Raw genomic sequence first — 18601 nt, 5'->3', positions numbered from 1 at the left:
AGGCAGCCTTTGGTACGGAACAATTACTTGTTCATGACGTACATAGTCACTTCAAAGCCAAAACGCATTTCTGTAGCTGCTGGGGTTGTCCACATAATCATCTCCAAATTTAATAAGTTAACATCTTATTGATGTACTAGTAAGATTGACACTATACGGAGTCGTTCACCTAGCGCCCTGCAAGCTTCAATGATTAACGGCTAGTGATTTTCATGATGCTGACGAAACGAGACGATTAAACCTCTTCGCTCAGCCTTTTTTGGCGCCTTTTGCGTACAGCTTCTGCAAGCCCTTCTAAAACTTGTACGCTGTCCTGCCAGCCCAAACAAGCATCAGTAATGGATTGCCCATAAGCCAGCGTGCAACCCGGCGTGTGTTCCTGACGTCCCGCATTTAAGTGTGATTCCACCATTAAACCAATGATACGCGCATCGCCATTGGCCACCTGGTTAGCTACGTCTTTGGCCACTTCTTTTTGCAATTCATACTGCTTCTGGCTGTTGGCGTGACTGCAATCAATCATCAACAGTGGTGCCAAGCCTGCATCGGCTAAATTATCACAAGCAGCCTCTACACTTTTTGCATCATAGTTAGGGTGTTTACCACCACGTAAAATCACGTGGCAATCTTCATTGCCAGTAGTGGCAATAATGGCTGACTGCCCTTCTTTGGTCACAGACAAGAAATGATGAGGACTTGCCGCAGTTTTAATGGCATCAATCGCCACACGCACGCTGCCATCTGTGCCATTTTTAAACCCTACCGGGCAAGATAAGCCAGACGCCAACTCACGATGCACTTGTGATTCTGTCGTGCGTGCCCCAATAGCCCCCCAACTCACTAAATCCGCCGTGTATTGTGGGGTAATGGTATCTAAAAACTCAGCACCTGCTGGCATGCCAATCTCATTCACATCCAGCAAGAATTTACGCGCACGGGATAACCCTTCATTGATGTCGTAGGTACCATCTAGGTGGGGATCATTAATCAATCCCTTCCAACCCACGGTAGTACGAGGCTTTTCAAAATACACGCGCATCACAATGAGTAAGTCTGCGCTGAGTTGTTTGCGCACTTCTAATAAACGGCGTGCATACTCCATACCTGCTTCTGTATCATGAATCGAGCATGGTCCCACAATCACTAACAGGCGATCATCCGCTTGGTGCAAAATACGATGGATAGCGGCACGCGTCTCCAAAATATTTTGCGTCGTACTCGCACTTTCTTTCATGCGCTCTAACAACACCAATGGCGTCACCAGCGGCTTGATCTCGCGAATGCGGACATCATCTGTCGCTAACTTTTCGTAACGCATTTTTTCTTGTTCAGTCATGGTTTCAATATTTCTTCTAGCACCTGTAAAAAGCGTGCATTTTCGCTAAACAAACCAATGCTTACTCGTAAATAATCTGGCATCTCATAATTAGCAACCGGTCTCACAATGACACCTTTTTGCAATAATTGCTGATTCACATTGGCCGCATTGGGCACTTTCACGCTGATAAAATTAGCAAATGATGGAATAAAACCAAGCCCTAACTTGGAAAGCCCTTGCGTCAACTGCACCATGCCCGCTTGATTGGCCGCATAACTTTTCTCTACAAAATCTTCATCCGCTAATGAAGCAATCGCGGCGGCTTGTGCAATCGAATTCACATTAAATGGCTGACGTACACGATTCAAAATATCGGCCACATCCGCATGCATTAAACCAAACCCCACCCTTAAGCCTGCTAAACCATAGGCTTTTGAAAAAGTGCGTGAAATGATCAATTGATCAAACTCGTTTAACCAAGCAATCGCTTCTGATTTATGCTGTGCTGATAAGTACTCATCATAAGCTTCATCCAATACCACCAACACATGTGCAGGCACTTGTTTTAAGAATGCATACAGCACATCTTTGGCAATCAAAGTACCGGTTGGGTTATTCGGGTTTGCTACAAAAATCAAACGGGTTTTAGGGGTAATGGCCGCTAAAAAGCCATCTAAATCATGCCCAAATGCTTTTGCAGGGACAATCACACCCGTCGCACCTACCGCTTGCGTCACCAGTGGATAAACAGCAAACGCGTGCTGCGAAAAAATCACCTCATCACCTGGACTTAAGAATGCGCGTGCACTCAGCTCTAAAATATCATTGGAGCCATTACCAAACACAATCTGATTGGAAGCCACACCGAATTTTTGACGTACGGCATCGCGTAAAGCAAAGCTATTGCCGTCTGGATAACGTGCGATATCAGCGATGGCATCTTCGACTGCCATTTGTGCTTTAGGGCTCATGCCAAGCGGGTTCTCATTCGAAGCCAGTTTTACAATATCAGCTTCGTTCAAGCCCATCTCACGGGCGAGTTCACTGATAGGCTTACCACCTTGATAAGGCGCAATCGCACGCACATAATTTGGGGCTAAATTGGATACTTTCATGACGTAATCTTTTAACTATTTACTCAATATTTCAATTAAACAATGGCTACTGGATAAGAACCTAGCACCTTCAAGAACGAAGCTTGCTTTGCAATCTCATCCAGCGCAGCCATGATGGCGGCTTCTTGTTGATGCCCTTCAATATCCACAAAAAACACATAATCCCATAGTGTTTGCTTAGATGGCCGCGATTCAAACTTGGTCATGCTGACACCATGGCGAGACAAAGGCTCCAGCAATTGCAACACTGCACCAGGTTTGTTTTGAGCGCTCATCACCAAAGAAGTTTTATCTTTGCCTGAAGGCGCCACATCATGCGCACCCAATACTAAGAAACGCGTGGTATTTTTGGTATCGTCCTCAATATTTTCAGCCAAAATATTCAGTTTGAACAATTCAGCAGCACGTTTGCTGGCAATTGCCGCGGCAAACGTACCATCTTTTGCAACCAATTCATGAATCATTTGCGCAGCACGTGCATTGCTAGTCACAGGTTCACGCTGCGCTAATGGCAAGTTTTTATTGAGCCACTCATGACATTGAGAAAGCGATTGCCCGTGCGAAAATACGTGGGAAATATTGGATAAATCAGATTGCCCAGACAATAAGCAATGATGCACAGGTAATGTCACTTCCCCACAGATTTTAAGCGGCGTGCCCATGAGCAAATCTAAGGTAAGTCCAACCGCGCCTTCTGTAGAGTTTTCTACAGGCACCACACCGTAGTCAGCCTGTCCGGCCAGCACAGTGCGAAACACCTCATCAATCGTGCCACACACGACGGCGGTACGGCCTTCACCAAACTGCTTAAGTGCGGCTTCCTCGCTGTAAGTGCCCAACGGTCCAAGAAAAGCAATGGCGAGCTCTTTTTCTAAAGCACGGCAATTGGACATCACCGCGCGGAAAATATTATTCACCGCCTCATTAGCCAACGGACCAGTATTCTGGCCTTGCAAACGACGTAATATTTGCGCCTCACGCTCAGGACGATAAATCACACCATCGTCTTTTTGATTGCCAGATTGTTTGACATGCCCAATCTCACGCGCCAATTTCGCGCGCGCATTCACCAATTCTAGAATCTGGTCATCGATCGCATCTATTTGATTGCGAAATTGTTTAAGTAAATCAGACATATCCACTTAACCTTAGGCGTTGTGTTTTGCAAACTCAGTCATATAGGCAATCAGTGCCTGCACACCCTCAATCGGCATCGCGTTATAGATGCTCGCGCGCATACCGCCCACCATACGGTGACCTTTCAGTTGCAGCAAGCCTTGCGCCTCCGCCCCTTTTAAGAAGGCATCATTCAACTGCTCATTACGCAGCCTAAATGGAATATTCATTCTGGAGCGGTTAGCCACTTGAATATTATTGTAGTAAAAATCACTACCATCCAAGTAGTTGTACAGCAAATTAGCTTTTGCGATATTTTTTTGCTCAATAGCGGCTACACCACCTTGTGCCAGCAACCATTCAAACACCAAGCCTGCAATATAGATACTGTAGGTCGGCGGTGTGTTGATCATGCTTTGGTTGTCTGCCTGCGTTTTCCAACTAAATACCGCAGGTGTCAGTGGCGACGCTTGATTCAACAAGTCTTCATGCACCACCACAATACATAAACCAGCTGGGCCGATATTTTTTTGTGCTCCACCATAAATCACGCCATAACGTGAGACATCCACAGGCCGAGATAAAATATGTGATGACATATCAGCAACGATAGGTACGCCATGTGTATTGGGGATGCCATCGAACTCAACACCGTTGATCGTTTCATTGGTACAGATATGGACGTACGCTGCATCTTGATTGAGCTGCCATGTATCAAACGATGGCACCTCTGTAAAACTGCTCGCTTCGCTAGTCGCTGCGATACGAATCTCGCCATAAGCGCGCGCATCTTCCACGCTGCGCTTACTCCAAGCACCCGTCACCACGTAATCTGCGCTTTTACCATTGAGCAGATTTAACGGGATCATTGCATTTTCAGCAATCGCACCGCCCTGCAAAAACAATACTTTATATTGGCTAGGCACATTCAATAATGTACGGAAGTCCGCTTCGGTCTTTTCCAGAATGCTGGTAAATTCTTTACCACGGTGTGACATTTCCATCACGCTCATGCCTGAACCGTGCCAATCCAGCATTTCTGCTTGCGCGCGTTGCAATACCTCTTTAGGCAATACTGCCGGGCCTGCTGAAAAGTTATAAATCTGTTTCATTACCGATGCCAGTCTCTCGCGTTATTCTTCTTCGTCGTCTGTTTCTACAATTTTCTCAAGACCTGAAAGTTTTTCACCTTCACCCAAGTTAATCAGTGTCACGCCTTGTGCAGCACGCCCCATATCGCGAATCTCTTTTACACGGGTACGAATCAACACGCCACCGGTAGTAATGAGCATGATTTCATCATCTTCACGTACAAGTTTTGCAGCAATCGCAGTACCGTTACGCTCACTAATCGCAATCGCTTTCACCCCTTGCGTACCACGACCAGAATGACGAAACTCAGACAACACCGTACGTTTACCGTAACCATTTTCTGTCGCCACCAATACCGATTGCTGATCATTTTCTGCAATCAACAATGACAGCACTTGTTGTTTAGCGCCTAATTTCATGCCGCGTACACCGCGCGTCGCACGACCCATTGGTCTGACGTCATCCTCTGTAAACCAAACTGCTTTACCGCCATTGGACACCAAGACAATGTCATTTTTACCATTGGTGATTTCGGCACCAATCAAGTAATCGCCATCATCCAATTTGATCGCGATAATGCCGGATTTACGCGGGTTCGCAAATTCAGTCAGCGCTGTTTTCTTGACGGTACCTTGTGCAGTCGCCATGAAAATAAAGTGATTCTCATCAAACTCTTTCACCGACAAGATGGCATTGATTTTTTCGCCTTCTTCTAACGGGAACAAGTTGACAATCGGCTTACCGCGACTGATACGACTGCCTTGCGGCACTTCATACACTTTCAGCCAATACACTTGGCCTAAGCTACTGAAACATAAGATGTAATCATGCGTATTGGCCACGAACATCTTGTCGATAAAGTCATCTTCTTTAGTCGCCGCCGCCTGCTTACCACGACCACCACGTTTCTGTGCGCGATACTCATCTAGCGGTTGTGATTTAATGTAACCTGTATGTGAAAGTGTCACCACCACATCTTGCGGTGAGATTAAATCTTCTAATGATAAATCTTGTGCATTTGCCACAATTTCACTACGGCGCTTATCACCAAATTGTTTTTGGATTTCTAAGAGTTCGTCCGTAATAATCGCCGTGACGCGGTGCGCATTGGCTAAGATATCCAACAAATCAGCAATTACATCCATCACTTCTTTGTACTCTGTCACAATCTTGTCTTGCTCTAAGCCAGTCAGGCGTTGCAGACGCATTTGCAAGATTTCTTGCGCTTGTACTTCTGACAAGCGGTAGCCATTTGGCGTTAAACCAAAATCCACTGACAAGCCTTCTGGACGCGATGCCTCCATGGCAGCACGTTTCAGCATTTCTTCTACTACTGGCGACTGCCATGTGCGCGCCATCAGGTCTTTTTTCGCTTCCGGCGGGGTAGGTGCTGCTTTGATCAGCGCAATCATGTCATCGACATTGGCCAATGCCACTGCCAAGCCTTCTAACACATGGCCACGCTCACGCGCCTTGCGTAATTCAAATACAGTACGGCGTGTCACTACTTCACGACGGTGACGCAGGAAGGCCTCTAACATTTGTTTGAGGTTAAGCAATCGTGGTTGGCCATCTAACAGCGCCACCATGTTCATGCCAAAGGTATCTTGTAGCTGCGTCTGCTTATAGAGATTATTCAGGATTACTTCAGGTACTTCACCACGTTTCAGTTCAATCACCACGCGCATGCCAGATTTGTCTGATTCATCACGTAGATCAGAAATGCCTTCGATTTTTTTCTCGTTAACTAATTCGGCAATTTTCTCAATGAGTGTCTTTTTATTGACCTGGTAGGGCAACTCATCAATGATAATGGATTGGCGCCCGCCTTTATCCATGTCCTCAAAGTGTGTGCGACCACGCATGACCACACGACCACGGCCAGTACGATAGCCTTCTTTTACACCAACAGTGCCGTAAATAATACCGGCTGTTGGGAAATCAGGCGCAGGCACTAACTCAATCAACTCTTCAACCGTAGTTTCAGGGTTCTTTAATAGCGCAAAACAGGCAGACAGCACTTCATTGAGATTGTGTGGTGGGATATTCGTCGCCATCCCCACCGCAATACCCGAGCTACCATTGATGAGTAGGTTAGGAATACGCGCAGGCATAATCAGCGGCTCATGCTCACTGCCATCATAGTTAGGGCCAAAATCTACGGTTTCTTTATCAATGTCAGCTAATAACTCGTGTGCGATTTTTGCCATACGGATTTCGGTATAACGCATCGCCGCCGCGTTGTCGCCATCCACAGAACCAAAGTTACCCTGACCATCTACCAACATGTAGCGTAAAGAGAAGTCCTGCGCCATACGTACAATGGTGTCATACACAGCGGTATCACCATGCGGGTGGTACTTACCAATCACATCACCCACGATACGGGCTGACTTTTTATAAGGTTTGTTGTAGTCGTTCGATAGCTCATGCATCGCGAACAACACGCGTCGATGTACAGGCTTTAAACCATCGCGCACATCAGGTAGCGCACGCCCCACAATCACGCTCATGGCGTAATCAAGGTATGAGCGTCTCATCTCATCTTCAAGACTGATAGGCAGGGTTTCTTTAGCGAATTGGTCAGTTGGTTGGCTCATAGTCAGACTAGCTTTTTTAGTTAAAATTTATCCTCTGATTTTATCATGATAACGCGCCAATCGTCTCAGGGTTTTCATGTTTCTGCTGTGTTTGGCTACATTAAAAATCATAAAAATGATTCATACAAATACGTCAGCAAAGTAAGGAGATAGCCCATAAAAAAAACGGGGTCTTAGCCCCGTTTTCATGTACTGCATTCATATCAAGCTTGGCTTAAAATGGCCAAATCTTTTTTCAGATCATCCACATGCTCCAAGCCCACGGCAATGCGCACCAAACTATCTTTGACACCTGCGGCCGCCCTCGCCTCTGCGCTAACTCGACTATGCGTGGTCGTAGCCGGATGCGTAATCGTAGACTTGGCATCGCCTAGGTTTGCAGTAATTGAAATCAATTCCGTAGCATCAATCACTGCCCAAGCAGCCTCTTGTTCTGACTGACCAGCTTTTGCCTTCACTTCAAAACTCACAATACCCGCGCCACTACGTTGCTGACGCATCGCCAAGGCATGCTGCGGGTGTGATGCCAAGCCAGGGTAATATACACGCGCCACTTGTGGCTGCGCCTCTAGCCATGTTGCTAATGCCAGTGCATTGCGCGCATGCGCTTCCATACGTACGTGCAGGGTTTCCAAGCCTTTTAAAAACACCCACGCATTAAAAGCACTCATGGTCACGCCGGCTGTTCTTAAAAAACCATACACAGGCTCCATCAGCGCTTTCGTCCCCAACACCGCACCACCCAAACAACGGCCTTGGCCATCAATATATTTGGTTGCCGAGTGAATCACAATATCGGCACCCAGCTCAAGTGGTCGTTGAATAATTGGCGTACAAAAGCAATTGTCTACCACCAATTTTGCACCCACCGCATGTGCAACGTCTGCTAGTGCTGCAATATCACCAATATCGGTTAAGGGGTTAGACGGCGTCTCCACAAAAAACAATTTGGTATTAGGCAACGCTGCACTACGCCAAGCCTCTACATCTGTCAGAGACACAAAGGTGACATCCAAGCCCCAGCGTTTAAGAATATTGCTAAACAGCTGCACACTGGTACCAAAAATACTTCTAGAAGCCACAATGTGATCGCCCGCGCTGCATAGCCCCATCACGCAGGCTAAAATTGCAGACATGCCGCTGGATGTAGCCACACACTGCTCCGCACCTTCCAATGCTGCGAGCTTGTCTTGGAACATGCTAACCGTTGGATTGGTAAACCGAGAGTAGATATTACCGGGCTCGGTACCACCGAATCGCGCTGCCGCTTGTGCCGCATTTTTAAAACGGAAGCTGGAATTTAAAAACAGTGCTTCGGAGTTCTCACCATAGGGTGTAGTCTCGGTACCGGCACGCACACTAAGTGTTTCAATTTGATAGTCTTGATTGTTCATGATTCTTCACATTCTGGGCAATAAAAAACCCGCTAAAGCCAAAGCTAAAACGGGTTTTTGTTTTCTCGCTTTAGCTGTATTTATTATGCGCTCGCAAGCTGAGTAAGGCTTTGTTTAAGGTTGGCCACTCAAATCAGCGCAATTCCATTTAACGCTTAATCAAATTTGTTGTCAAGAATTTTATCAAGCAAATGATTGGGTCAATACATCAATCACTTCATGCTGATGAGATTCCAAACCAACCCACAGTGGTAGCCTCAATAAGCGATCGGACAAGTCTTCGGTATGTTGCATACTGCCATGCGCACGTGCGTACTTTTTTCCAGCGGGTGCCCCATGAAGCGGAATGTAGTGAAAGGTTGGATGAATGTCTCGTGCTTTAAACTGCTTAATCAATGCCGAGCGCTGTTCCAGAGAGTTAAGCAAAATATAATACATGTGCGCATTATGCTGACAACCTTCCGGAATAATTGGACGTCTTAATACACCCTTTTGCTCCAACGCCTGTAACGCAGTGTGATAAGTATTCCAAATATCCATGCGGCGCTGTGTAATGTACTTGGCTTGCTCAAGCTGAGCAAACAAGAATGCAGCAACATCCTCCCCCGGCAGATAAGACGATCCAACATCTTGCCATGTATATTTATCTACTTGCCCACGATAAAACTGGCTGCGATTAGTCCCTTTTTCACGGATAATTTCTGCACGTAGCATTAAATCCTCATGATTGACTAAGATCGCCCCGCCTTCACCAGAGATGATGTTTTTAGTTTCGTGGAAAGAATAGGCGCCGACATCACCGATAGTGCCTAATGCACGACCTTTGTAGGTCGACATCACGCCTTGCGCTGCATCTTCAATCACCATTAAATTGTGTTTTTTAGCAATGGCGACAATAGTGTCCATTTCACAGCCGACACCAGCGTAATGCACCGGCACAATGGCTTTGGTACGTGGTGTGATAGCGGCTTCAATCAATCTTTCATCAATGTTCAGCGTATCCGGACGAATATCAACAAATACCGGCACGCCACCACGCAACACAAAAGCATTAGCGGTAGAAACAAATGTGTAAGAAGGCATGATGACTTCATCACCCGGCTGGATATCAGCAAGAATGGCCGCCATTTCTAGTGCAGCCGTGCAGGAGTGTGTAATGAGTGCTTTTTTGGTATGTGTGCTTTGCTCGAGCCATTCGCAGGCTTTATGGGTAAAGCCGCCATCACCCGATAAATTACCGACCTCATGCGAGGTTTGAATATAGGTAATTTCTTTACCCGTCAGATAGATTTTATTAAAGGGAATCATGACTTCATTCAACAATTCTTAGAATAATGAAGTCAGTATATCAACTTTAATTTTTTAAGAAATCACCCATATGAGCTAACAGAATCAATCGACACCGACGGTATCGGTCGATAGTAAATTCAAATCCAACTGTGTGCTGGAGTTTGGCGGCTTCTGTTTTTTGTTCATATCGCTGCGTGCTGCTTCAATGCGGTTTAAATAGGCCGCATCTACATCGCCTGTCACATAAACCCCATCAAAACAGCTACTATCAAACGACGTTAAATGTGGGTTGGATTTGGCAATACTTGCTTTCAACGCATCAAGATCTTGATAAATCAATGCATCAGCACCAATCTCTTGGCAAATTTCTTCGTCAGTTCTACCCGTAGCAAGCAACTCTTCCCTACTTGGCATATCAATACCATACACGTTTGGAAAGCGCACTGGCGGCGCAGCTGAAGCAAAATATACTTTATTAGCACCCGCATCACGTGCCATTTGCACAATTTGTTGAGAGGTGGTGCCACGTACAATCGAGTCATCGACCAGCAATACATTCTTACCTTTAAATTCGATGCCGATAGGATTTAACTTTTGACGCACTGATTTTTTGCGTAAAGCTTGGCCAGGCATAATAAACGTACGGCCAATATAGCGGTTTTTAATAAACCCTTCTCGGTAATCCAAATTCAGTGCAATACCCAATTGCAATGCGCTTGGGCGGCTGGTATCTGGAATAGGAATCACCACGTCGATTTTTTTATCAGACCACTCACGTTTGATCTTTTCAGCCAAACTCACACCCATATCTAAGCGCGTTTGGTATACAGACACGCCATCAATCACAGAGTCAGGGCGCGCTAAGTAGACATATTCAAAAATACAGGAAGTCAGTTTAGGGGCTTCTGCACATTGGCGGCTGAACATATTGCCATCCATATCAATAAAGATGGCTTCACCAGGTTCCACATCACGTAAGAGTTTAAACCCTAATACATCCAATGCAACGCTCTCAGAGGCAACTATATATTCCACCCCTTTATCGGTATCTTGTTTACCAATCACCAAAGGACGAATGCCATGCGGATCACGAAACGCCAGCAAACCGAAATTAGCAATCATGGCCACGACGGCATATGCGCCTTTACAGCGTCTATGTACGCCAGCCACGGCATCAAATGCCATATCCGTGTTTAATAATGCATTGCGCGAGGTTTTCTCAATCTCATGCGCCAACACATTCAACAATACTTCAGAATCTGAATTGGTGTTGATATGACGCAAATCTTGTCTGAACATTTCAGATTTCAACTGCTCGGAATTCGTCAGGTTACCGTTATGGCCCAGCACGATACCAAATGGAGAGTTCACGTAGAACGGCTGTGCTTCTGCCGCACTAGATGAGCCTGCTGTAGGATAGCGCACATGGGCAATACCGGCATTCCCTACCAAGCTGCGCATATGACGTGTTTGGAACACATCTTTCACTAGCCCATTGTTTTTGTGCATGTTGAACGTATTGCCATCACAGGTGACAATTCCTGCTGCATCTTGGCCTCTGTGTTGTAGTACTAGCAACCCATCGTACAACAACTGGTTGACTGGATTTTTACCTACAATACCGATTATTCCGCACATGTATTAACCTTCACTGTGTGATTGAAACATTTAAAAAAACTAAACTTGCTCATAACTCACATGCTGACTGATGCTTTTGGGCAACCACATCAACACGGCTTTTGCCAATGCCTCCAACGGCGCACTAAACATAGCATTGGCCCAACGTTCATCTTTAGGTATCTGGGTCATCCCCGCCAGCAGTACCAGTACGGTCACGATTAACAACCCTCTCAGCAAACCGAACACACCGCCTAGCAATCGATTCAGCCAACCCAGCCCCACTTCCTTTAACAAGCCGGAGAGTGCAATAGACAACAAACTGGTTACCAGCAACACTGCTAAAAACAACACCAAAAAGGCCGCGAGCATTTTGAGTTTTTCTGTTGGAATACCATATGGCAGCAATGGCACCAGTTCGCTCGCATAGGTGCGTGCAATATAAAATGCCAGAATCCAGCCTGCTAGAGATAATATTTCCCGCACAGCTCCCCGCATCAAGCTAATGAGTACAGAGATGCCGATAATCACCAATACAGCATAATCAAATACTGTCATAAGCTGCACTCAGCATGGTCATTGACTCACGACCATCCCGGTTAATCCAGCCTCTTTAATATTCTGCAGCGCAATCGCCGCCTCATTTCGACTATCAAACACTTGCGAGCGTAAACGGATCTTCTCACCTTTCGGTGTACTGATTTTTTCGGTCTTGGATTGATAGCCTAAGCTAGTCAGTTTGGATTGTAATTGCTTTACATTCGTCATCTCGGAAAACACGCCAATTTGCACAAAGAACTGCCCTTTTGCCGCATTGTCTTTCGGTGTATCTACAGGTTTCGCAGGCTTAGGCTGTTGCACTGTAGCCGCAGCTTCTGGATCTTCTATCGCTGCTGGCTTAGCCGGTGCAGCGGGTGGTACACTGCTCGTGGTATCTGATGGCTTGGCTTGCGCAACACTATCTACGGATGATTGTTCTGTGGCCGGTTTTTCTGCAGGCACTACGTTAGAGTCAAAATCTGTAGGGGCTGTTGGTGTCATCTCTACAGGCGAAACAACGTCTTCATGCTGAATAGAGATTTTCACATCATCTTGCGAAACCCCTGCCGTCCTGTCTTTGAGCAAGACAGGCAGCAATATCACCATTAACACCACCATGGCAATTGCACCTACAAGGCGTCTGCGCGCTTTCTTTTTAAGATTCAGTTCAATATCTGCTGCAGAGTCTTTTTGCATGTAAAAGTCTTATCTTACGATTTACCCAAAATGTGATTATCTGAAAAGACCGCTTGATGCCAACAATCCAGCGCAGCAGCCACGGTAAAAAATGAACCAAACACGACTATTTTATCATTTTTTGTCATAGTTTTACAGGCGTCCAGTAATGCAGTTTCAACGGTCGAATAAGCATGTACAGCGGTGTTGGTCGACACAAGTTTCAAACTCTCCAGCAACTGATCAAGCTTGGCTGCGCGTGGATGGTTGATTTCAGCCACATACCATACATCCATTTTTTGCCTGAGTATTTGCACCACCGCATGAATATCTTTATCGGCAAGCATGGCAAAAACTGCAATCAATCGCCCATTATTGGGCATATTTTTTTGAATTTCAGTTAAGTTATCAAAGAGTGACTGCGCTGCTTGCGGGTTGTGCGCAACATCCACAATCACATCCGGATCGCGATGCAAATACTGAAAACGCCCCTGCAGTTGCACACGCGGCAGCGTAGTCGCAATCACTTCATCGGCCACAGGCAATTCCGACTGCAATGCCCGTATCGCATAAATCACAGAAGCTGCATTGTCTTTTTGAAACTCACCCATTAAAGAGAGTTGGGGTACTTTAAGCACGCCTGACGCATCACGATAATGCCAGCCATTGGCATCAGATTGCACTTCAAATGCTTGCTGGATGCAATCCAAATGTGTGCCGATCGAGACTGCATAATCCATTAAACTTTGTGGTGGCGCACGGTCTCCGCAAATCGAAATTTGACGTGGACGGTAGACTCCAGCCTTTTCCAAGCCAATTTTCTCGCGCGTATCGCCTAGATACTCCATGTGATCCAAATCAATATTGGTGACAATGGCGCAGTCTGCATCAAAGATATTCACTGCATCTAAGCGACCACCCAAGCCTACCTCCAGCACAAGTACGTCGAGTGCTTGTTGCGCAAAGTGCCACATGGCTGCAAGTGTGCCCATTTCAAAATAAGTAAGTTCAATCTCCTGCCTAGCATCTTCTACTGCAGCAAAAGCTGCACATAAAGCATCGTCGGCTATCTCTTGTCGATTCACACGTACGCGCTCTTGATAACGTAATAGATGGGGGGAGGTATAGCATCCTACAAGATACCCTGCCGCTGTATAGATGTGCTCAAGCATGGCGCAGGAAGAACCTTTGCCATTGGTACCGGCAATCGTAATGATAGTGGGGCGTGAATGGTGCTGAAAAAAGCCCAGACGTTCCGCCACGATAGACACACGCTCCAAGCCCATGGCAATAGACTTGGGATGCAATGCTTCAATGTACGCAAGCCATCCGTCTACAGAATTGGGCTTGGCAATAGGCTTACTCACAAATAGACTTTAATTAGGCAACTTTAGGAATTTTGAGCAGGCTGGACAACATGGTGGCAAGCTTTTGGCGCAATTCACGACGGTCTACAATCATATCAATGGCCCCATGTGCTAATAAAAATTCAGCGCGTTGGAAACCTTCCGGTAGCGTCTCGCGCACGGTTTGCTCAATCACCCGTGGACCGGCAAAGCCAATCAAGGCATTAGGCTCGGCAATAATAATATCGCCCAACATAGCAAAGCTGGCAGATACACCGCCCATGGTAGGGTCGGTCAAAATAGACACATAAGGCATACCCGCTTCAGAAAGCTTGGTAAGTGCAGCGCTGGTTTTGGCCATTTGCATCAGCGATAACAAACCTTCCTGCATGCGTGCACCGCCGCTGGCAGAAACACAAATAAAGGGAGATTTTTGCGCAATCGCTGCCTGCACGCCACGGACAAAGCGCTCACCTACAACGGCGCCCATTGAGCCACCCATGAATTTAAACTCAAATACAGCTGCGACTACAGGCAAGCCCTCTATAGCCCCCTGCATCACAATGAGAGCGTCTTTCTCGCCTACTTCTTTTTGCGCTAGCTTCATGCGATCTGCGTAGCTTTTGCTATCTTTAAACTTTAAGGCATCTACCGGGCTGACTTCATCACCAATCTCAATGCGGTTTTCCGGATCTAGCAAGGTATTTAATCTGGCACGTGCACCCACGCGATTATGATGGCTGCATTTAGGGCAAACCTCTGCGTTCGACTCCAAATCAGAGCGATAAAGCACCGTTTGGCAAGAGTCACATTTACTCCATAAACCTTCTGGCACATTACGTTTTTGCACAGAACCGACTGCGCGTTTTACTTTTTGCGGGATTTTATCTAACCAACTCATGGCTACTCCTCATGACTACTCTGGGATTGTTATTGTAATAATTTAAGATGCGTCAATCGCTGTACGCAACTCTTGCATCAGCTTGCTTACATTCTCAATCAAATTATCTTCATTCGATGCTTCAATGGTCAGCACCATTCGGCTGCCCACTACCACCGCATCCGCAATAGCGGCAACGGATTTTGCAGTAGCAGCATCTTTTACGCCAAACCCTACACCAATCGGTAAATGCGTTTTTGTTTTAATCTCGGCAACACGCTTTTTCACTTCTTCAATATCTAAATTTGCTGCACCAGTCACACCTTTAAGCGATACATAATATAAAAAGCCAGTTGCTTGTTGTGCAATCAAATCAGTCCGTGCTGGCTCTGTAGTGGGCGAAAGCAGAAAAATACTATCAATGCCAGCCGCAGACAGCGCTTGGTTAAACGCCCCACACTCCTCTGGTGGATAATCTACGGTGAGCACACCATCCACGCCCATTTGCTTGGATAACTGCGTAAACTGTGCGATACCCATCGCTTCAATCGGATTGGCATAGCCCATCAACACAATCGGCGTGTGAGCGTCTGTTTTTCTAAACTCGCCCACCATTTCCAACACTTTACGCAAACCCATTTTGTGTACCAAAGCGCGCTCGCTTGCGCGCTGAATGACAGGGCCATCCGCCATTGGATCAGAAAACGGAACCCCCAACTCAATCATATCCGCACCATGCTTCACCAATGTATGCATGAGCTCCACCGTCCATTTAGGATGCGGATCACCCGCCGTAATATAGGGTACCAGTGCTTTTTTGTGTTGCGATTTAAGGGTATCGAAAGTAGATTGAATGCGTGACATGAGAGTGATAAGTTAAATAGATGGGATGGGTGTGATGTATTTATAAAGTGATGTTAGCAAGCTTGGCGACGGTATTGATGTCTTTATCGCCGCGACCAGACAAGTTCACTAATATCACCTGATCTTTAGGCATCGTTTTAGCCAATTTCTCCGCATAAGCCAGCGCATGACTAGACTCTAATGCAGGAATAATGCCCTCGGTACGACACAGCTGATGAAATGCAGCCATCGCTTCATCATCGGTAATGGCAACATATTCAGCACGTTTGATATCTTTCAACCAAGCATGTTCTGGCCCGACGCCTGGGTAGTCCAAACCAGCTGAGACCGAGTGAGTTTCGATAATATTGCCATCTGCATCTTGCATCAAATAGGTACGGTTACCGTGTAATACGCCTACCGGACTATTCGCAGTAAGCGGTGCCGCATGCATGCCTGTTTCAAGGCCGTGGCCAGCAGCCTCTACACCAATAAGCCTCACATTAGGCACGTCAATATATGGGTAGAAAATCCCCATGGCGTTTGAACCGCCGCCAACGCAAGCTACAATCGCATCCGGCTGTCTGCCAAGCATTTCAATCATTTGATCTTTGGCTTCAATACCAATCACCGACTGAAAATCACGTACCATCATAGGATATGGGTGCGGACCGGCTACAGTGCCAATAATGTAAAACGTATCAGAGATATTGGTGACCCAATCACGCATGGCTTCATTTAATGCATCTTTCAGCGTTTTAGAGCCACTTTCTACCGGCACAACTGTTGCACCTAGTAGCTTCATTCTAAACACGTTAGGGGCCTGACGCTTCACATCTTCAGCACCCATATACACGACACACTCAAGACCCAAACGTGCAGCAATTGTAGCTGTGGCAACACCATGCTGACCTGCACCTGTTTCAGCAATGACACGTGGCTTACCCATACGTTTTGCCAATAATGCCTGACCGATGGTGTTGTTAACTTTGTGTGCGCCAGTGTGGTTTAAGTCTTCACGTTTCAGATAGATTTGCGCGCCGCCAATTTTGTCTGATAAACGCTTGGCATGATAAATCGGGCTAGGACGTCCGACAAAATGCTTAAGATCATAGGCAAATTCCGCCAAAAACTCCGGATCATGACGGTATTTTTCATACATCAAGCGTAATTCTTCCAGCGCCTCTACTAAGGTCTCTGCTACAAAAACACCGCCGAACTGACCGAAATGCCCACGCGCATCTGGCATATCATACACTTGCATGTTTAACTCCAAATCTAACTTCTAAATTGATTAACAGCCTGCATAAACGATGCGATTTTTGATGCATCTTTAATACCTTTGTTTGCTTCAACTCCGCCACTCACATCTACTGCATAAGGCCTGACTTGTTTGATTGCCTGTGCTACATTTTCCGGTGTGAGCCCGCCAGCAAGAATAATTGGCTTACCCATCTCGGATGGAATTAATGACCAATCAAACACCTGTCCAGTCCCCCCTACTGCAGCCTCAGAATAGGCATCCAACAGCAGCGCGTTAGCGCGCGGATATTGAGACGCGTATTGTAACAAATTTGTGTCATTTTTAACGCGAATCGCCTTGTAATAAGGCATATTAATTTGCTCACATTCTGCGGCTGTTTCGTCTCCGTGAAACTGCAAGCAATCTAAAGCTACACGTTTGAGTACTGAGCTAATAAACGCAGGCTCTGCATTCACAAACAACCCGACTTTGCTGACATATGGCGGCAGATTTGCAACGATTTCTGCGGCTTGCTCGATACTGACATTTCTAGGGCTTGGTGCATAGAACACCAAGCCAATGGCATCTGCGCCCTGCTCAATCGCTGTGATAGCATCCTGAGGGCGGGTAATGCCGCAAATTTTGACACGTGTACGCAATTGCATTCTCTTATCCTATGGGAGGGTGAAGATTAACTGAAACATCCACAGATATCTATAGATGTCACAGTCTTTCACCATTAATTCAACGTCAAATGAACGTCAATCGCCGTTGCGTATCCGGCAAACCCCACTCTGCACCATATTGAACACCGGTTAAATATAGGCCATTAGGTGAAAATGTTGGGGGTGATTGTGTTCTATCACGTGCCGCCAATAGGGTTTGAATAGATGTAGCATCCTGCTTACCCGCGCCCACATAAATTAACGCGCCCACCATATTGCGTACCTGATGTTGCAAAAATGCATTGGCAGAAAACGCAAACACAAAATAATCCCCGATTTGATTTACCTCTGCCACAGCCATGCATTTGATGGGCGATTTTGCTTGGCATTCACTGGCGCGGAACGCACTGAAGTCATGCTCACCGCGCAAATAGGCAATCGCTTGTTGCATCTGCGCAATATCTAAGGGCTGATGATACCAACCGACCCGATCGTGCTGAATAGCAGCACTTTGTGGCTGATTAAATAATACGTATTGGTAACTACGTTGTATGGCCGAAAACCTTGCATGAAAGGCTTCATCTACTTCGCACGACCAAAGCACGCGCACCGTATCTGGTAAATGTGCATTGACACCGCGTACCCAAGCCGTGAGCGGCCTTAGTGTTGACGTCTCAAAATGCACTACCTGCATCAATGCGTGTACGCCGGTATCAGTACGGCCAGCAGCATGCACACGTATCGGGTGCGTGGCAATCTTCTGAATCGCCTGCTCCAATGCATCCTGCACTGCTTTTTGGTTCGGCTGGCTTTGCCACCCGCAATAATGCGCGCCGTTGTATTCTATTCCCAATGCAATACGCAACA

17 protein-coding genes are annotated in these 18601 nt (G+C 46.4%); all 17 read right to left on the bottom strand.

What is annotated here, in order from left to right:
* Positions 1-23: 23 nt before the first annotated feature.
* The 17 genes from pqqA to truA all read right to left on the bottom strand — a co-directional run bounded on the left by pqqA (position 24) and on the right by truA (position 18599).
* Positions 24-95 (bottom strand): pyrroloquinoline quinone precursor peptide PqqA, encoded by a 72-nt coding sequence (pqqA, locus tag FG11_RS13415; protein ID WP_012777389.1) that lies wholly within the window; start codon positions 93-95, stop codon positions 24-26.
* A gap of 140 nt (positions 96-235) precedes the next feature.
* Positions 236-1336, bottom strand: coding sequence for a 3-deoxy-7-phosphoheptulonate synthase (locus tag FG11_RS03775; protein WP_020181742.1), 1101 nt, complete (start codon positions 1334-1336; stop codon positions 236-238).
* Entirely contained in the window at positions 1333-2433 is a 1101-nt protein-coding gene (hisC, locus tag FG11_RS03770; RefSeq protein ID WP_047533224.1) for a histidinol-phosphate transaminase, read from the bottom strand. The genes FG11_RS03775 and hisC overlap by 4 nt, the downstream gene beginning before the upstream one ends.
* A gap of 35 nt (positions 2434-2468) precedes the next feature.
* Positions 2469-3569, bottom strand: a complete 1101-nt coding sequence (gene pheA / locus FG11_RS03765; RefSeq protein WP_025224091.1) for a prephenate dehydratase — start codon at positions 3567-3569, stop codon at positions 2469-2471.
* Positions 3570-3581: 12 nt separating this feature from the next.
* A complete protein-coding gene (serC, locus tag FG11_RS03760; RefSeq protein WP_047533220.1) occupies positions 3582-4661 on the bottom strand; it encodes a 3-phosphoserine/phosphohydroxythreonine transaminase in 1080 nt (359 codons plus the stop codon).
* 21 nt (positions 4662-4682) lie between these two features.
* Positions 4683-7241 carry a DNA gyrase subunit A gene (gene gyrA, locus FG11_RS03755; protein WP_047533217.1) on the bottom strand — a complete coding sequence of 853 codons (2559 nt, stop codon included), beginning with the start codon at positions 7239-7241 and terminating at the stop codon, positions 4683-4685.
* Between the two features lie 203 nt (positions 7242-7444).
* Entirely contained in the window at positions 7445-8635 is a 1191-nt protein-coding gene (locus FG11_RS03750) for an O-succinylhomoserine sulfhydrylase (RefSeq protein WP_047533214.1), read from the bottom strand.
* Between the two features lie 183 nt (positions 8636-8818).
* Entirely contained in the window at positions 8819-9943 is a 1125-nt protein-coding gene (gene rffA / locus FG11_RS03745; protein WP_047533211.1) for a dTDP-4-amino-4,6-dideoxygalactose transaminase, read from the bottom strand.
* A gap of 84 nt (positions 9944-10027) precedes the next feature.
* A complete protein-coding gene (gene purF, locus FG11_RS03740; RefSeq protein ID WP_020181734.1) occupies positions 10028-11563 on the bottom strand; it encodes an amidophosphoribosyltransferase in 1536 nt (511 codons plus the stop codon).
* 39 nt (positions 11564-11602) lie between these two features.
* Positions 11603-12100, bottom strand: a complete 498-nt coding sequence (locus FG11_RS03735; protein WP_047533208.1) for a CvpA family protein — start codon at positions 12098-12100, stop codon at positions 11603-11605.
* An 18-nt stretch (positions 12101-12118) separates the two neighbouring features.
* Entirely contained in the window at positions 12119-12778 is a 660-nt protein-coding gene (locus tag FG11_RS03730; protein ID WP_047533205.1) for an SPOR domain-containing protein, read from the bottom strand.
* Between the two features lie 14 nt (positions 12779-12792).
* A complete protein-coding gene (folC, locus tag FG11_RS03725) occupies positions 12793-14124 on the bottom strand; it encodes a bifunctional tetrahydrofolate synthase/dihydrofolate synthase (RefSeq protein ID WP_025224085.1) in 1332 nt (443 codons plus the stop codon).
* Between the two features lie 13 nt (positions 14125-14137).
* Positions 14138-15004, bottom strand: a complete 867-nt coding sequence (gene accD / locus FG11_RS03720; protein WP_020181730.1) for an acetyl-CoA carboxylase, carboxyltransferase subunit beta — start codon at positions 15002-15004, stop codon at positions 14138-14140.
* A 42-nt stretch (positions 15005-15046) separates the two neighbouring features.
* Positions 15047-15847, bottom strand: coding sequence for a tryptophan synthase subunit alpha (trpA, locus tag FG11_RS03715; protein ID WP_025224084.1), 801 nt, complete (start codon positions 15845-15847; stop codon positions 15047-15049).
* A gap of 40 nt (positions 15848-15887) precedes the next feature.
* Positions 15888-17090, bottom strand: a complete 1203-nt coding sequence (gene trpB, locus FG11_RS03710) for a tryptophan synthase subunit beta (protein ID WP_020181728.1) — start codon at positions 17088-17090, stop codon at positions 15888-15890.
* A 14-nt stretch (positions 17091-17104) separates the two neighbouring features.
* On the bottom strand, positions 17105-17728 hold the full coding sequence (locus FG11_RS03705) for a phosphoribosylanthranilate isomerase (protein ID WP_047535734.1): 624 nt from the start codon (positions 17726-17728) through the stop codon (positions 17105-17107).
* A gap of 91 nt (positions 17729-17819) precedes the next feature.
* Positions 17820-18599 (bottom strand): tRNA pseudouridine(38-40) synthase TruA, encoded by a 780-nt coding sequence (gene truA / locus FG11_RS03700; protein WP_025224082.1) that lies wholly within the window; start codon positions 18597-18599, stop codon positions 17820-17822.
* Positions 18600-18601 lie beyond the last annotated feature (2 nt).

The sequence above is a fragment of the Methylotenera sp. N17 genome (genome assembly GCF_000799155.1).
GTDB lineage: Bacteria > Pseudomonadota > Gammaproteobacteria > Burkholderiales > Methylophilaceae > Methylophilus.
Note: the sequence above shows the minus strand (reverse complement) of the source record. Positions and strands in the feature narration are given on the sequence as shown.

Coding starts and splice junctions, on each gene's coding strand:
- FG11_RS03735 (WP_047533208.1), bottom strand. CDS start 12,100: ATGACAGTATTTGATTATGCTGTATTGGTGATTATCGGCATCTCTGTA.
- FG11_RS03750 (WP_047533214.1), bottom strand. CDS start 8,635: ATGAACAATCAAGACTATCAAATTGAAACACTTAGTGTGCGTGCCGGT.
- rffA (WP_047533211.1), bottom strand. CDS start 9,943: ATGATTCCCTTTAATAAAATCTATCTGACGGGTAAAGAAATTACCTAT.
- accD (WP_020181730.1), bottom strand. CDS start 15,004: ATGAGTTGGTTAGATAAAATCCCGCAAAAAGTAAAACGCGCAGTCGGT.
- trpA (WP_025224084.1), bottom strand. CDS start 15,847: ATGTCACGCATTCAATCTACTTTCGATACCCTTAAATCGCAACACAAA.
- FG11_RS03730 (WP_047533205.1), bottom strand. CDS start 12,778: ATGCAAAAAGACTCTGCAGCAGATATTGAACTGAATCTTAAAAAGAAA.
- trpB (WP_020181728.1), bottom strand. CDS start 17,090: ATGCAAGTGTATGATATGCCAGATGCGCGTGGGCATTTCGGTCAGTTC.
- FG11_RS03775 (WP_020181742.1), bottom strand. CDS start 1,336: ATGACTGAACAAGAAAAAATGCGTTACGAAAAGTTAGCGACAGATGAT.
- gyrA (WP_047533217.1), bottom strand. CDS start 7,241: ATGAGCCAACCAACTGACCAATTCGCTAAAGAAACCCTGCCTATCAGT.
- serC (WP_047533220.1), bottom strand. CDS start 4,661: ATGAAACAGATTTATAACTTTTCAGCAGGCCCGGCAGTATTGCCTAAA.
- pheA (WP_025224091.1), bottom strand. CDS start 3,569: ATGTCTGATTTACTTAAACAATTTCGCAATCAAATAGATGCGATCGAT.
- hisC (WP_047533224.1), bottom strand. CDS start 2,433: ATGAAAGTATCCAATTTAGCCCCAAATTATGTGCGTGCGATTGCGCCT.
- purF (WP_020181734.1), bottom strand. CDS start 11,563: ATGTGCGGAATAATCGGTATTGTAGGTAAAAATCCAGTCAACCAGTTG.